Consider the following 15,128-nt stretch of genomic DNA (forward strand, 5'->3'; position numbering starts at 1 on the left):
ACTGTCGCGACTTCCCGTGCAGACGGCTGCGGCGTATCGGGTCGAGTGTTTTGCGATCGAGCCGCTCCCGCCGGGCGCGCTTGTCGAGAAAAAGATCGCGGATCTGGATCGCGTCGCGGCCACGATCCGTAAAGCCGTCGGCACCACCGGAACACGTGCAAAACGTGCCGCGGTTGCTGTTGCCGGCTCCGCGGTGATCACCAAGGTGATCGCCATGGCCGGAACCCTCAGCGATGCCGAGATGGAGAACCAGATCCAGCTCGAAGCGGACCAATACATCCCTTATCCGCTGGAGGAGGTCAATCTCGACTTCCAGGTCGTTGGCCCGACGAGAGGTAACCCATCAATGGTGGACGTGTTGTTGGTCGCCTCGCGTCAAGAGAACGTCGAAGACCGCGTGGGTGCGCTCGAGGCCGCGGGGCTGACCCCGGCGGTCGTCGATGTCGAGGCCTATGCGATGGAGAACGCCTGCGCGCTGATCCTCGCCGAGGAAGCGCCGGCCGAGACCGAGCTCGAGGCCGCTCGAACAGTGGCCGTGGCCGACGTCGGTGCCGCGACGACCACTTTGCATGTGATGCACGAAGGGCAGATCGTTTATACCCGCGAGCAGAATTTCGGAGGCCAACAACTGCTCGATGAGGTCCAGCGGCGCTACAGCCTGTCGCGGGAGGTGGCTCTCGGCAAGATCCTCGACGGTGATGTCGCGGAGGGATACGAGACCGACGTACTCGGACCTTTCAAGGAGGCGTTGGCACAACAGATCGGGCGGGCGCTGCAGTTCTTCTATTCGGGGACCAGCTTCAACCGCGTCGATCGGCTCCTGCTTGCCGGTCGACCGGCAAGCATCCCCGGGATCGATCTCCTGATGGCAGAGCGCCTTAAACTGCCGGCCGCTGTCGCCAACCCCTTTCGTCGCATGTCGGTCTCGCCGAGCGTCAACACCCAGGAGTTGATGCGGGAGGCACCCGGAATGATGGTCGCCGTCGGGCTGGCCTTGCGAGGGTTCGACTAGATGACACGCATCAACCTCTTGCCTTGGCGGGAAGAGGCGCGGCAACGGCGACGCAAGGAGTTCGCCACCGCTGGAGGTCTCGCACTGGTCTTCACGCTGCTTGTGGCGGTATTGGTCCACTTGCAGATCGAAGGGAGGATCGGCGATCAACAGGCCCGAAACCAGCTCCTGGAGGGCGAGATCGCGCAACTGAACCGTCAGATCAAGGAAATCGAGGATCTTGAGAAGATCAAGGCGGATCTCTTGTCGCGCATGGATATCATCCAAGAACTTCAGGAGAGCCGCCCGGAGATCGTGCGGCTGTTCGAGGAGCTGGTGGTCGCGATCCCCGAAGGGGTCTATCTCACCAAACTGGAGCAGAGCGGCCGAACCGTGACCGTCGAAGGGCGCGCACAGTCGAATGCAAGGGTCTCCGCCTTCATGCGGAGCATCGAGGCATCGGAATGGATCGGCGGTCCTCGCCTGCTCTTGATCGAGGACAAGACCGGGACCGGCCTGAGCCAGTTCCGCTTGGCGTTCGATCAAGTCAGTCCCATGGCAAACCCCGCGTCGACTCGAACCGAAGCGCCTCGGGGCTCCCGGTCGGAGATGTGGCTCATGGCAGACAGTCGCCGATGAGGAGACGCGCGGAGACCTCCGGATGGACTTGAGCGAGCTCAACCAACTCGATCTCAACAGCGTCGGCGAGTGGCCGATCGTGGTCAAGGTGATTGCGATTCTGCTCGCCTGCGTCGCTCTGGGCGGCGCCGTCTTCTATTTCGATACGCAGGAGCAGTTGAGTCGGCTCGAGCGTGCCCAGGCAACGGAGCGAGATCTGCGCGCGTCATTCGAGACCAAACAGCGCAAGGCGGCCAATCTCGAGGGGTACCGCCAGCAGATCGAGGAGATGAAGGAATCCTTCGGGGCGATGCTCCGTCAGCTGCCGAACCGAACCGAGGTCGCCTCGCTCCTGGTCGACGTCTCGCAAACCGGGCTCGCCGCCGGACTTGAGTTCGAGCTGTTTCAACCGGGAGGCGAGCAGCTGAAGGACTTCTATGCCGAGCTTCCGATCCAGATTCGAGTGACCGGAAGCTATCACGACTTTGGCCGCTTCGTCAGTGGACTGGCATCCTTGCCGCGCATCGTGACCGTCCACGACACCAGGATCAGCGATGCCGGCGGAACCACCGGCAGTGGGGCGGTGAAACTGTCGCTCCAGGCAACGGTGAAGACCTACCGCTATCTCGACGAGGACGCCGAACAGTGATCAGGCGACTGGGTTCAGCCTGCATGCGCGGGTCGATGGTGGTGGTCGCTTTGCTCGTGTGGGGGTGCGACCGCAGCGGGACCCAGGAGCTGAGGGCCTACGTCGACGAGGTCAAGGCGCGCGCGCCGAAGCCGATCGAGCCCTTGCCCGAGATCCAATCGGTCGACGCCTTCATCTTCGAGCCCGCCGGACGCCGGGATCCGTTCGTGATGGACACGCAAACCGCCGCGGCGGCCAGGACGGACGACAGTCTCGCCCCTGATCCGCTTCGACCCAAGGAGGAGCTCGAAAGCTACCCCTTGGATTCGCTGCGCATGGTGGGCACGGTCCAGCAGCAAGACACGCGCTGGGCCTTGGTTCGAACGCGCGAAGGCTTGGTCTATCGCGTGCGGGTCGGGAACTATCTGGGAATGAACAACGGACAGATCGTGGACATCACCGACGATGCCATCCGGGTGACGGAGATCGTCTCCGAGATACCCGGCGATTGGCGCGAACGCTCGGCCACGCTCGCACTCACCCCGTGACAGGCAGAGGCATGCCGCGATGAACAGCCCCTATCGACCGAGCCCGCGCGGACTAAGCGGCATCTTCCGACGGGTGCTCCTGTGCTCCGTCATGCTGGGCTTCTCCGTCGGCGCGGCAAATGTTGCCGCCGTCGATCTCACCGATGTCGAATTCGCGGCACAGCCGGGGAATCGCGTCGAGATACAGCTCCTCTTCTCCGGACCGGTCAGCGCACCGCAGACCTTCGACACCGTGTCCCCGGCACGGATCGCGCTGGACTTCGAGGGCGTCGCGAACCGACTCGAGCGCAAAGCCATCCCGATCGGCGTCGGTCCGGTCCATAGCCTGGTCGCGGTGGAGGCGAGCGATCGTGCCCGTGTCGTGATCAATCTGAACGATTCGGTCCCCTATCGGGTGACGACCGAGGGCAATCGCGTGCGCGTGGATATCGACGCCCGGAGCGAGCCGGAAGCGGCGCGACCCGCCTCACCGACACCAGCTACCACGCGGGCACAGCCCCGGGCGCCGGCTTCGGCTCCGTGGGACCGCCCTGCCTCCGACGGCGGCGCGGCCCCCGGGCCAAGTGTTCGAGACATCGATTTCCGTCGAGGTCCCGAGGGCGAGGGGCGTGTCCTGATCACGCTTCCGAGCGCAACCACGCGTGTCACCGTGCGGGAGCAGGGGAGCCGCGTTCTCGTCGACGTCATCGATGCGGCCTTGCCCCAGCGTCTGTTTCGCCGGCTCGACGTCGTGGACTTCGCAACACCTGTCGTGGCGATCGAGTCTCGGCCCAAGGGACGCAATGTCGAGGTCAACGTCCAGACCGGCAGCGACTTCGAGTACATGGCCTATCAGACCGACAACCTCTTCACCTTGGAGCTGCGGCCCCTGACCTCGGCTGAAAAGGAGCGTCTCGCGCGGGAAAAGGTCGTCTATGACGGGGAGCGGCTCTCGCTGAACTTCCAGGACATCGAGGTCCGGGCGGTCCTCCAGCTGCTCGCCGACTTCACGGATCTGAACCTGGTGGCCAGCGACTCGGTCGCCGGCAACATCACCTTGCGTCTGAAGAATGTGCCCTGGGATCAGGCGCTCGACATCATCCTCAAGACCAAGAATCTGACCAAGCGCCAGGACGGCAATGTCATCATGGTCGGTCCATTCGACGAGATCGTCGGGCACGAAGAACGCACCTTGACTGCGGATCAGCGTCTTGAGGAGCTCGCGCCGATCCGTTCGGAGTTCATCCCGGTCAAATTCGCCAAGGCGGCCGAGATCGCTGCCTTTATTCGGGGTGCTTCCAGTCTGCAGTCGAGCGTCAGCTCACAAGGGGGCAGCAGCCCGATCGGCCGCGACATGCGTCAGCTCGATCGTACCGTGAGCGAATCCACAAAAGACTCGATCCTGACACCCGGGCGCGGCAGCGTGACCTTCGACCAACGCACCAATACCCTGCTGGTCATGGACACCTCCGCCCGCTTGGATCAGATCCGCGAGGTCGTCGCGCGCTTGGACATCCCGGTTCGGCAGGTCATGATCGAGTCCCGCGTGGTCATTGCCAACAACGACTTCACCCGGGACCTTGGTGTGCGGTTCGGTCTAGCGACCTCGATGGGCGCTTTGTACAACAATGAGATGCTCATCGGCGGCGGTTTACCCGGCAATCTAGTCGGGCGCGGCAACTACAATGCCGGACCCTTCGGGCTCGACACCGCCGGCGAGCCGAACAACGCGATCATCCTCGATCCTGTCGCGACCGATACGCCTTCGCTTCTCGTCAACCTTCCGGCAACGGACCCGGCGGGTGCGGTGAACTTCCTGATCGGCAAGGTCGGCTCCTACCTGCTTCAGCTGGAGCTCTCGGCAATGCAACGCGAGGGACGCGGCGAGGTCATCTCGAGTCCGCGCGTGATCACCTCCGATCAGAAGGAGGCCAGGATCGAGGTGGGCAAGAAGATCCCCTACTCGACCGTCTCGCAGGACGGCACGAACGTCGAATTCGAGAACGCAACACTGAGCCTGACGGTCACGCCTGCGATTACCCCGGACGACAGGATCATTATGGACTTGGTGGTGACGAAGGACGAACCGGATTTCAGCCGTGTTGTCGACGGGACACCGACCATCAACACCCGCGAGATCGAAACACGGGTCCTGGTCGACAACGGAGAGACCGTCGTCTTGGGCGGTGTCTACGAGCGCACCAAAATCTTCGCAAAGGAACAGGTGCCTTGGATCGGAGACGTCCCGGTTCTAGGGCGTCTCTTCAAACGAGAGGCTCGCGAGGACAACAACTCCGAACTCCTGATCTTCGTCACGCCCAAGATCCTCAAGGGCGACCTGGTTGGAAATTAATGGTGGCTGCCCCCTCGGGCGGCAACCCAACGCTGCAGCGAATACTGAAGGGGAGTCAGGGCGTTGGGCTTGATCTCGCGTTGTCTCGATCGGGCCGTGATCGATTGCTCCGGCGCTCGCTCCCCGCTTGCGTCGTCGTTTTTACCGCGCTTGGGTCGGGCGTCTTCGCCCTTGCCCGCGCGCCGAAAATCTGGCATACCTTTCTTATGATGCGCGCACAGAACATTTTTATCGTCGGGCCGATGGGTGCCGGCAAGAGTACCGTCGGACGGCAGCTTGCCGAGACACTGTCCTACACCTTCAAAGACAGCGATCAGGAGATCCAGCGCCGCACCGGCGTGGACATCCCGACGATCTTCGAGTTCGAGGGCGAAACCGGCTTTCGTGCCCGTGAGCGCCAAGTGATCGAGGAGCTCGTAAGCGAGGAGCGGATCGTGCTCGCGACCGGCGGCGGGGTCATCTTGTCGGCGGAGAATCGCCAAGATCTCGCGGCCCGGGGCGTCGTGATCTATCTGCATTGCAGCCCGGAGCAGCAGTATGCCCGCACCGCTCGCGACCGCAATCGCCCCTTGCTGGACACGGAGGATCCACTTGCGAAGCTGCGCGAGCTGATGGAGGAGCGTGAGCCGCTCTATCGCCAAGTCGCCGATATGGTCGTTTCGACCGAAAAGCGCGGCACCAGCTCCGTGGTTAAGGAGATCTCTCGACGTCTGGAGTCAGAAGAGATCTGAACCGCGCCCCGAGACCTGGACGCAAGCATCGCTCACGTCCAGGCAGCATGATCGGAGAAACGACATGTCCTGGAGCCTCACCGTCGCCCTCGGGGCGCGTGCCTATCCCATTCACATCGGTTCCGGCCTGATCTCGGATCCGGACCTCTACCGGCCGCATCTATTCGGCTCGCAGGTCATGATCGTGACCAACGAGACGGTCGCGCCTTTGTACCTGGAAGCGGCTCGCTCGGCGCTGGAGGGTTATCATGTCGACGAGGTGGTGCTGCCCGACGGCGAGCAGCACAAGACACTGGAGGTCTGGAACCGAATCTTCGATGCCTTGCTGCAGGCGCGCTTCGGGCGCGACTGTACGCTGGTGGCGCTCGGCGGGGGCGTGGTGGGCGATATGACGGGGTTCGCGGCTGCCTGTTATCAGCGCGGTGTCGGCTTCATCCAAGTGCCCACGACCCTGCTGGCACAGGTCGATTCCTCCGTCGGGGGCAAGACCGGCATCAACCACCCGGCCGGGAAGAACATGATCGGGGCCTTCCATCAGCCCCGAGCGGTGATCGCAGACACCTCGACCTTGGCGACATTGCCGCAGCGCGAGCTCTCCGCCGGATTGGCCGAGGTTCTGAAATACGGACTCATCCGCGACGCGACCTTCCTCGCCTGGCTCGAAACGCATATGGCCGAGCTGCTTGCGCGCGACCCGGATGCCTTGGCCTATATCATCCGCCGCTCCTGCGAGATCAAGGCGGAGATCGTCGCCGAAGACGAGCTCGAAGCCGGTCAGCGTGCCCTGCTCAACCTCGGACACACCTTCGGGCATGCTATCGAGACGGCGACCGGTTACGGCACCTGGCTTCACGGCGAGGCGGTTGGGGTTGGAATCTGCATGGCAGCCGATCTATCCGCCCGCATGGGTTGGCTCACCGACGTGGACGTCGAGCGGGTTCGCCGCCTGGTGGCAAGCGCTGGCCTTCCCGTCGCCGCTCCGAACGATCTCTCCGCCGATCGCTTTCTCGAGCTCATGGCGGTCGACAAAAAGGTACAGGACGGCCAACTGCGCCTCGTGCTGCTGCAACACCCCGGAGACGCACTGGTGACGGCTGACGTCGATCCGAATCTTCTGCGAGCGACTCTCGACTCCGCGGCCTCCTAGGATCACGTTTGCTTGCACTGATTTCGGACATGCCGGGTGTTTCGCGCACGGCCATAGGGCATGTTCCGGTCGAACCGCGATTATCCACTGCGACTTGCGACGAGGCCGATGTGGGCTCGTGAACGCGCGCGGGCTTAGGCTTTCGGCGCGCGGACGCCGAGAAAGGCGAGGTCGCACGCACCCCTTTGGCGGCCGCATTGATGTCGAGAAATGTGGCACAGCATCTGCTGAAACGGTATGCTTTGGGGTTTTGCGGTGACCCGGCGATGATCGTTGTCTCGACCTGGACGATCGACGACGTCCGACTCCCCGCTTGAATGACGACACGATTGTGATGTCCGGCTGCGGTTGCGACAATCACACACAGGTTTGAAGGTGTAAGCGCGCGCGTCGCGACTGCACAATCCCCGGCAACATGTTTCCGTATCAGCGAGGTCAATGATGAGCCTTCGTGCCTATCCGCCCGCACAGGGTCTCTATGACCCGGCCAACGAACGCGATTCCTGCGGGGTCGGGTTCGTCTGCAACATCAAGAACACCAAAAGTCATGCGATCGTCAGGCAGGGCCTGGAGATCCTGAAGCGTCTTGCGCACCGAGGCGCGGTCGGCGCGGATCCAAAGGCCGGCGACGGTGCCGGCATCCTGGTCCAGATTCCGGACGCCTTTCTGCGTGCCCGGGTCACCTTTGACTTGCCGCCCATCGGCGAGTACGGGGTCGGCATGGTCTTCCTGCCGCGCGAGGCGGACGCGCGCGCGCTGATGCAGGACATCATCGATCGCCACGTCCGCGAAGGCGGACAGCGGGTGCTCGGTTGGCGAGAGGTGCCGGTCGACAACAGCGACCTGGGCAAGAGCGTGCTCCCGACCGAGCCTCTGATCCAACAGGTGTTCATCGCCCGAGGCGAGAACTGCGCCGATCAGGACGCCTTCGAGCGTAAGCTCTTCGTGATCCGAAAGCGGATGGACAACGAGATCCGCGGCGCCGGATACGATCAGACGTCCTACTACACCGCCTCGTTGTCCTCGCGCACGCTCAACTATAAGGGCATGCTGCTCGCCGACCAGGTCGGCAACTATTACTTGGACCTCTCGAACGAGCGCTTCGAGTCCGCCATCGCGCTGGTGCACCAACGCTTCTCGACCAACACCTTCCCGACCTGGGATCTGGCGCAGCCATTTCGCATGATCTGCCACAACGGCGAGATCAATACCCTGCGCGGCAACGTCAACTGGATGGCCGCACGCCGACACACCATGCGCTCGGATATCCTGGGTGACGACCTCGACACCATCTGGCCTCTGATCCCGGAGGGTCAGTCGGACTCTGCGTGCTTCGACAATGCGCTCGAGCTGCTGGTGATGGGCGGCTACTCGCTCGCGCACGCCATGATGGTGTTGATCCCGGAAGCCTGGACCGGCAACCGCCTCATGGACGAGAAACGCCGCGCATTCTACGAATATCACACGGCGTTGATGGAACCCTGGGACGGTCCCGCTGCGGTTGCCTTCACCGACGGGCGCCAGATCGGCGCAACGCTGGATCGCAACGGTCTGCGACCGGCGCGCTACCTGGTGACCAAAGACGACATGGTCGTGATGGCCTCCGAGATGGGCGTGCTCGACATCGCCGAGGAGCGCATCGTCAAGAAGTGGCGCCTGCAGCCCGGCAAGATGCTCCTGATCGATCTGGAGCAGGGCCGTATCATCGACGATGCGGAGATCAAGACCCAGCTCGCCGAGGCCAAGCCCTACGGTGAATGGCTCAAGAAGACGCAGATCCGACTCGACGAGCTGCCGACGAGTGTCGGACCCATGTCCCCGGACGATGCCACGCTGTTGGACGCCCAACAGGCCTTCGGCTACACGCAGGAAGACATCAAGTTCCTTCTGAGCCCGATGATCCTCACCGGGCAAGAGGCCGTCGGCTCGATGGGTGCGGATAATCCGCCGTCGGTGCTTTCCAGTCGGCCCAAGCACCTCTCGACCTACTTCAAGCAGAACTTCGCGCAGGTCACCAATCCGCCGATCGACCCGATCCGCGAAGAGCTGGTGATGTCGCTGGTGTGCATGATCGGGCCGCGCCCGAACCTTCTGGGGATCAACGAGGCCGGAAAGCATTGGCGCCTGGAGACCCCGCAGCCTGTTCTGACCAATCAAGACCTGGAGCGAATTCGGCACATCGAGTACAGCGCCGGGGCGGCATTCAGGACCCGCACGCTCGACATGGTCTACCCCGCGTCCGAAGGTGCCGAAGGCATGGGCGCGGCGCTCGATCTTCTCTGCGAGCAGGCCGAGCAGGCGGTTCTGGCCGGCTACAACATCCTGATCCTCTCCGATCGAAATACCAATCTGGACCACATCCCGATCCCCGCGCTGCTTGCCACCTCCTCGGTGCACCACCACCTCATTCGACGTGGTCTGCGCACCAGCTCGGGTATCGTGGTCGAGACCGGTGCGGCCCTGGAGGTCCATCACTTCGCGACGCTTGCCGGCTACGGCGCCGAGGCGATCAACCCCTATTTGGCCTTCGATACGATTCAATCGCTGCTGCCGCATCTACCCGAGCCTCTGACCTTTGAAGAGGCTCAGAAGCGCTACATCAAGGCGGTCGGCAAGGGCCTGCTCAAGGTCATGTCGAAGATGGGCATCTCGATGCTCGAATCCTATTGCGGGGCACAGATCTTCGACGCGATCGGATTGAACACGCCCTTCATCCAGCGCTACTTCACCGGCACCCAGTCGAAGGTGGAAGGGATCGGCCTAAAGGAGGTGGCGGAGGAAGCGGTGCGTTGGCACGCGCAGGCTTACGGGCGCGAGCAGATCTACCGCAAACACCTGGATGTCGGCGGGGACTACGCCTATCGGCTGCGCGGCGAGGACCATGTCTGGACCCCCGAGACCATCTCGAAGTTACAGCACGCGACCCGTTCCAAGAACTTCGAAACCTTCGGCGAATACTCCCGGCTGATCAACGACCAGTCCGAGCGACTCCTGACCCTGCGCGGCCTCATGGAGCTGAAATTCGCACCCGAGCCAATCCCCATCGAGGAGGTCGAGCCGGCAAGCGCCATCGTGAAACGTTTCGCGACCGGGGCGATGTCCTTCGGCTCCATCTCGCCCGAGGCGCACTCCACGCTCGCCAAAGCGATGAACGCCATCGGCGGCAAGTCGAACACGGGTGAGGGCGGGGAAGAACCCGAGCGCTTTCAGCCCTTGCCCGACGGCTCCGCCAACCCGGAACGCTCGGCCATCAAGCAGGTCGCTTCGGGGCGTTTCGGCGTCACCACCGAGTACTTGGTGAGCGCGGACGATATTCAGATCAAGATCGCGCAAGGTGCCAAGCCGGGCGAAGGCGGTCAGCTGCCGGGCCATAAGGTGAGCCCGCAGATCGCCAGGGTGCGTCATTCCACGCCCGGGGTGGGACTCATCTCCCCGCCGCCGCATCACGACATCTACTCGATCGAGGATCTGGCACAGCTCATTCACGACCTCAAGAATGTGAATCCGAAGGCCCGCATCTCGGTCAAGCTGGTCTCCGAGGTGGGCGTCGGGACGGTTGCTGCGGGCGTCTCCAAGGCCCATGCCGACCACGTCACCATCGCCGGCTACGACGGCGGGACGGGCGCCAGCCCGCTGACCTCGATCAAGCATGCCGGATCGCCATGGGAGATCGGTCTGGCCGAGACCCATCAGACGCTGGTGCTCAACCGGTTGCGCGGGCGCATCGCGGTCCAGGTCGACGGGGGCATGCGCACCGGGCGAGACGTGGTGATCGGTGCATTGCTCGGGGCCGACGAGTTCGGTTTCGCGACCGCTCCCTTGATCGTCGAGGGCTGCATCATGATGCGCAAGTGTCATCTCAACACCTGCCCGGTCGGTGTTGCGACCCAGGATCCGGAGCTGCGCAGGCGTTTTACCGGACAGCCCGAGCATGTGATCAACTTTTTCTTCTTCGTCGCCGAAGAGGTTCGTCAGTTGATGGCCAAGCTTGGCTTCCGCACCCTGAACGAGATGATCGGTCATTCCGAGCGGTTGGAGATGCGCCGAGCGATTTCCCATTGGAAGGCCCGAGGACTGGATTTCTCGCGGTTGCTGGCGCGCCCGGATGTCAGTGCGGACGTGGCGATCTACAACAGCGAGCGCCAGGATCACGGCATCGACAAGGCACTCGACCACAAGCTGATCCGTCAGGCCGAGCCGGCGCTCGCGCGCCGGGAACCGGTGCGCATCGAGACGGAGATCCGCAATTACAACCGTTGCTTCGGCGCTATGCTGTCGGGCCGGGTAGCCGAGCGCTTCGGGCATGCCGGGCTGCCCGAAGACACGATCCATATCAAGGCGAAAGGAACCGGTGGTCAGTCCTTCGGCGCCTGGGTGGCCGCGGGCGTCACGATCGAGCTCGAGGGCGAGGCCAACGACTATGTCGGCAAGGGGCTTTCGGGCGGGCGGCTGATCATCTATCCCCCGGCGGAATCCGCGATCGCGCGTGCCGAGGACAATATCATCGTCGGCAACACGGTCCTTTACGGTGCGATCAGCGGCGAGTGTTTCTTCCGGGGTGTGGCGGGCGAGCGCTTCTGCGTCCGCAACTCCGGTGCCATCGCCGTGGTCGAAGGCGTCGGTGATCATGGCTGCGAGTACATGACGGGGGGTATCGCCGTGGTGCTCGGTCCGACGGGGAGAAATTTCGCGGCCGGTATGTCCGGCGGGGTCGCCTACGTCCTGGACGAAGACGGCACCTTTGCAGACCGTTGCAATCTGGCGATGGTCGAGCTCGAGCCGATTACGCGTGAAGACGACATCCTCGAGGCGCTCGACCACCAGGGCGGCGATCTCGAGACCCACGGTCTCGTGGATCTCAGCCAGGACATGAGCCGGTTCGATGCCGCGCGGCTCAAGCAGCTTGTCGTGAACCATCTGCACTACACCAACTCCGATGTGGCGCGGCGGATCCTCGATGATTGGGACAGCTATCGAGATCGCTTCGTAAAGGTCATGCCGGTCGATTATCGCTTGGCCCTCGAGACGATGCAGACCCGCCAAAGCCGTCCGCCACAGACGATCAAGCAGTCGAAGGGGATTGTGGATCATGGGTAAGCCGACCGGATTCCTCGAGTTCGAGCGTCGCGACCGGCGCTATCAGCCGGCCGCTGATCGCGTCGTGCATTACAACGAGTTCGTGATCCCGTTGCCGGATCGCGAGGTCAGCGAGCAAGGTGCCCGCTGCATGGACTGCGGAATCCCCTATTGTCATCAGGGGTGCCCTGTCAACAACATCATCCCGGACTGGAACGACTTGGTCTTTCGGAATGACTGGCGGGCCGCGATCGAGGTTCTTCACTCGACCAACAACTTTCCGGAGTTCACCGGACGTATCTGTCCGGCGCCCTGCGAGGCCGCCTGTACGCTGAACCTGGACGACAACCCGGTGGCCATCAAGACCATCGAGTGCGCCATTGTGGACAAGGCCTGGAAGGAAGGCTGGATCAAGCCTCTGGTACCGGAGCGACGCACCGGAAAGCGTGTCGCCGTGGTCGGTTCCGGTCCCGCCGGGCTTGCGACCGCCCAGCAGCTTGCGCGCGCTGGTCACCAGGTTCATCTGTTTGAGAAGGCCGACCGCATCGGCGGGTTGCTGCGTTACGGCATCCCCGATTTCAAGCTGAGTAAATCGCTCATCGACCGACGGATGGCGCAGATGCGTACCGAAGGCGTCGAGTTTCACACCAACGCACACATCGGAGTGGACATTCCGGTTTCGCGGTTGCGCGAGGAATACGACGCGGTGGTGCTCGCCGGCGGGTCGGAGAAGCCCCGTGATCTGGAGGTGCCGGGTCGCGAGTTGTCCGGTATCCATTTCGCGATGGACTTCCTGACGCGCAACAGCAAGCGCGTGCAGGGCTCGTACGTCCCCGAGGACGACTTCATCAGCGCTCACGGCAAGCATGTCGTCGTGATCGGGGGTGGCGATACCGGCTCGGACTGTATCGGAACCTCCAACCGGCACGGCGCGAAATCCGTCACTCAGATCGAGATCCTGGACAAACCACCGGAGAAGGAAGACAAGGGATTGACCTGGCCGGAATGGCCAAACCGGTTGCGCACATCCAGCTCCCAGGAAGAGGGTTGTGAACGATTGTGGAACGTTGCGTCCAAGGCGTTCGTCGGCGACGAGAACGGCCGCGTGAAGGCGTTGCGTTTCGAGCTGGTACGCTGGGAGCGCGGCGACGGTGGTCGCTGGCAGATGCAGCCGGTGCCGGACAGCACCGGCGAGCTCAAGGCCGACCTAGTGCTGCTGGCCATGGGTTTCGTGCATCCCGTGCACGAAGGCATGATCGCCGAGCTTCGCGAGAGCGCGGGCCTCGAGCTCGACCCACGCGGCAATATCAGGGGCGTCACCGACGGCCCCGTCGCCTATCACACCTCGGTGGACGGCGTCTTCTGTGCAGGTGACATGCGGCGCGGTCAGTCGCTTGTGGTGTGGGCGATCCGCGAAGGCCGTCAATGCGCAAGGGCGGTGGATGAGTGGTTGATGGGCCGCTCCGATCTGGCGCGTTGAGCTGGGTTGGGCCGCGTCGGGCGCGGTCCGGGATGTCTTGGCGTGGTCTCGGGCCGCGCCGCATCCCCATGAGTGTGGCTTACAGGGTCGAGGGTTCTGACGTACGATTGAGGTCGACGCAAAGAAGCATCGCTGAGGGCTTTCGTTCGAGGCACTTTGCATCGGGTCACGAAGGTCGCATCGAGTCGAGAGGTCCGGATTAGAGATGGATCGTCAGCAAGCCGCCCATTTCATGCTCGATTGCCTGCGCAAGATGATGGCCAAGAAGGGCTCCGACCTCTTCATCTCCGCGGGTTTTCCGCCGGCCTGTAAGATCGACGGGCGCATGACGCCCATCAGCGAGCAAGCCTTGACCTCCGCCCAGACCAATGTGCTGGTGCGCTCCATCATGAACGACCGGCAGATTCGCGATTTCGACGCCTCCAAGGAGTGCAATTTCGCGATCAGTCCGCAGTCGATCGGTCGGTTTCGCGTCAACGCCTTTATTCAACAAGGTCACTGCGGCGCAGTCCTGCGCACCATCAATGCGAACATCCCGGAGCTCGACGGGCTCGCGCTTCCCCCGGTGTTGAAGGACATCGTGATGGGCGAGCGCGGCTTGGTGTTGGTCGTCGGCGGCACGGGTTCCGGGAAATCGACGTCGCTTGCGGCCATGTTGGGGCATCGCAACGAACACAGTTACGGCCATATCATCACGATCGAGGACCCGGTCGAATACGTTCATCCGCACCGCCATTGTCTGATCACCCAGCGCGAGGTCGGTGTCGATACCGAGAGTTGGGAAATCGCGCTGATGAATACGCTGCGCCAGGCACCGGACGTCATCTTGATCGGCGAGATCCGCAGTCGAGAGACCATGGAGCATGCCATCAATTTCTCCGAGACCGGCCATCTCTGCCTGTCGACGCTCCATGCCAACAACGCCAACCAGGCGCTCGACCGCATCATCAATCTGTTTCCCGAGGAGCGGCGTGCCCAGTTGCTGATGGACCTGTCTCTGAATCTCAAAGCGATCGTCTCGCAACGTCTACTGCCCTGCACAGACGGTGGGCGCATCGCCGCAGTCGAGGTCTTGATCAATTCGCCCTTGATCCAGGATCTCATCTTCAAGGGTGATGTCGGGTCCATCAAGGCGATCATGAAGCGCTCGCGCGAGCAGGGGATGCAGACCTTCGACATGTCGCTCTTCGATCTCTACGAAGCGGGTAAGATCAGCTACGAGGATGCACTGCGCAGCGCCGATTCAATGAACGAGCTGCGCTTGGCGATCAAGTTGGAGGGCCACGAAGCCCAGGGCAGGGATCCCTTTGCCGAGACCGACGGTCTGAGCATCCTCGGGGATGGCGATAGCGATTCGTTCGACTCGACGCTCTTCACCGAGACCCTGACGACCTCCACGATGGTCGACGGCTTGGCGAACCCGGACAGCGGGCGCAAATCGTAGAGGTGAATGCTGCTCGGCCTTGCGGTGCTCTCGGTCAACTCCGCGGTTCAGCCAAGATCCGGGCGGCTTGGCCCTTGACGCGAGAGACAGCGTTTGCGGGATCGGTCGAGCAACGCCGACGGACGGAAAGATA

Annotated in this window: 10 protein-coding genes; all 10 read left to right on the forward strand. The window is 62.9% G+C overall.

What is annotated here, in order from left to right; genetic code table 11:
* Positions 1-1,012: type IV pilus assembly protein PilM (gene pilM, locus GPT33_RS00985; protein WP_296805006.1), on the forward strand; the 1,012-nt coding region annotated here is incomplete at its 5' end.
* A complete protein-coding gene (locus GPT33_RS00990) occupies positions 1,013-1,630 on the forward strand; it encodes a PilN domain-containing protein (RefSeq protein WP_296805008.1) in 618 nt (205 codons plus the stop codon). It abuts the gene before it with no gap.
* Positions 1,631-1,652: 22 nt separating this feature from the next.
* On the forward strand, positions 1,653-2,258 hold the full coding sequence (locus GPT33_RS00995; protein ID WP_296805009.1) for a type 4a pilus biogenesis protein PilO: 606 nt from the start codon (positions 1,653-1,655) through the stop codon (positions 2,256-2,258).
* 23 nt (positions 2,259-2,281) lie between these two features.
* Positions 2,282-2,785, forward strand: a complete 504-nt coding sequence (locus GPT33_RS01000) for a pilus assembly protein PilP (protein ID WP_296805011.1) — start codon at positions 2,282-2,284, stop codon at positions 2,783-2,785.
* Positions 2,786-2,804: 19 nt separating this feature from the next.
* Complete coding sequence (pilQ, locus tag GPT33_RS01005; protein WP_296805013.1) at positions 2,805-5,117, forward strand: type IV pilus secretin PilQ; 2,313 nt, start codon at positions 2,805-2,807, stop codon at positions 5,115-5,117.
* 206 nt (positions 5,118-5,323) lie between these two features.
* Positions 5,324-5,848, forward strand: coding sequence for a shikimate kinase AroK (aroK, locus tag GPT33_RS01010; protein ID WP_093034165.1), 525 nt, complete (start codon positions 5,324-5,326; stop codon positions 5,846-5,848).
* 64 nt (positions 5,849-5,912) lie between these two features.
* On the forward strand, positions 5,913-6,995 hold the full coding sequence (aroB, locus tag GPT33_RS01015) for a 3-dehydroquinate synthase (protein WP_296805016.1): 1,083 nt from the start codon (positions 5,913-5,915) through the stop codon (positions 6,993-6,995).
* 441 nt (positions 6,996-7,436) lie between these two features.
* Complete coding sequence (gene gltB / locus GPT33_RS01020) at positions 7,437-12,092, forward strand: glutamate synthase large subunit (RefSeq protein ID WP_296805018.1); 4,656 nt, start codon at positions 7,437-7,439, stop codon at positions 12,090-12,092.
* Positions 12,085-13,551: a glutamate synthase subunit beta gene (locus GPT33_RS01025; protein WP_296805020.1), complete on the forward strand. Its 1,467-nt coding sequence runs from the start codon at positions 12,085-12,087 to the stop codon at positions 13,549-13,551. The genes gltB and GPT33_RS01025 overlap by 8 nt, the downstream gene beginning before the upstream one ends.
* Positions 13,552-13,756: 205 nt before the next feature.
* Positions 13,757-14,995, forward strand: a complete 1,239-nt coding sequence (locus GPT33_RS01030; RefSeq protein WP_296805022.1) for a PilT/PilU family type 4a pilus ATPase — start codon at positions 13,757-13,759, stop codon at positions 14,993-14,995.
* Positions 14,996-15,128: the final 133 nt, after the last annotated feature.

Source organism: Thiocapsa sp. (genome assembly GCF_011390875.1).
In the GTDB taxonomy this organism is placed as follows: Bacteria; Pseudomonadota; Gammaproteobacteria; order Chromatiales; family Chromatiaceae; genus Thiocapsa.

What these genes read in the sequence shown, in the direction of transcription:
- GPT33_RS00990 (WP_296805008.1), top strand. Translation starts at nt 1,013, where the DNA reads ATGACACGCATCAACCTCTTGCCTTGGCGGGAAGAGGCGCGGCAACGG.
- GPT33_RS00995 (WP_296805009.1), top strand. Translation starts at nt 1,653, where the DNA reads ATGGACTTGAGCGAGCTCAACCAACTCGATCTCAACAGCGTCGGCGAG.
- GPT33_RS01000 (WP_296805011.1), top strand. Translation starts at nt 2,282, where the DNA reads ATGCGCGGGTCGATGGTGGTGGTCGCTTTGCTCGTGTGGGGGTGCGAC.
- pilQ (WP_296805013.1), top strand. Translation starts at nt 2,805, where the DNA reads ATGAACAGCCCCTATCGACCGAGCCCGCGCGGACTAAGCGGCATCTTC.
- aroK (WP_093034165.1), top strand. Translation starts at nt 5,324, where the DNA reads ATGATGCGCGCACAGAACATTTTTATCGTCGGGCCGATGGGTGCCGGC.
- aroB (WP_296805016.1), top strand. Translation starts at nt 5,913, where the DNA reads ATGTCCTGGAGCCTCACCGTCGCCCTCGGGGCGCGTGCCTATCCCATT.
- gltB (WP_296805018.1), top strand. Translation starts at nt 7,437, where the DNA reads ATGAGCCTTCGTGCCTATCCGCCCGCACAGGGTCTCTATGACCCGGCC.
- GPT33_RS01025 (WP_296805020.1), top strand. Translation starts at nt 12,085, where the DNA reads ATGGGTAAGCCGACCGGATTCCTCGAGTTCGAGCGTCGCGACCGGCGC.
- GPT33_RS01030 (WP_296805022.1), top strand. Translation starts at nt 13,757, where the DNA reads ATGGATCGTCAGCAAGCCGCCCATTTCATGCTCGATTGCCTGCGCAAG.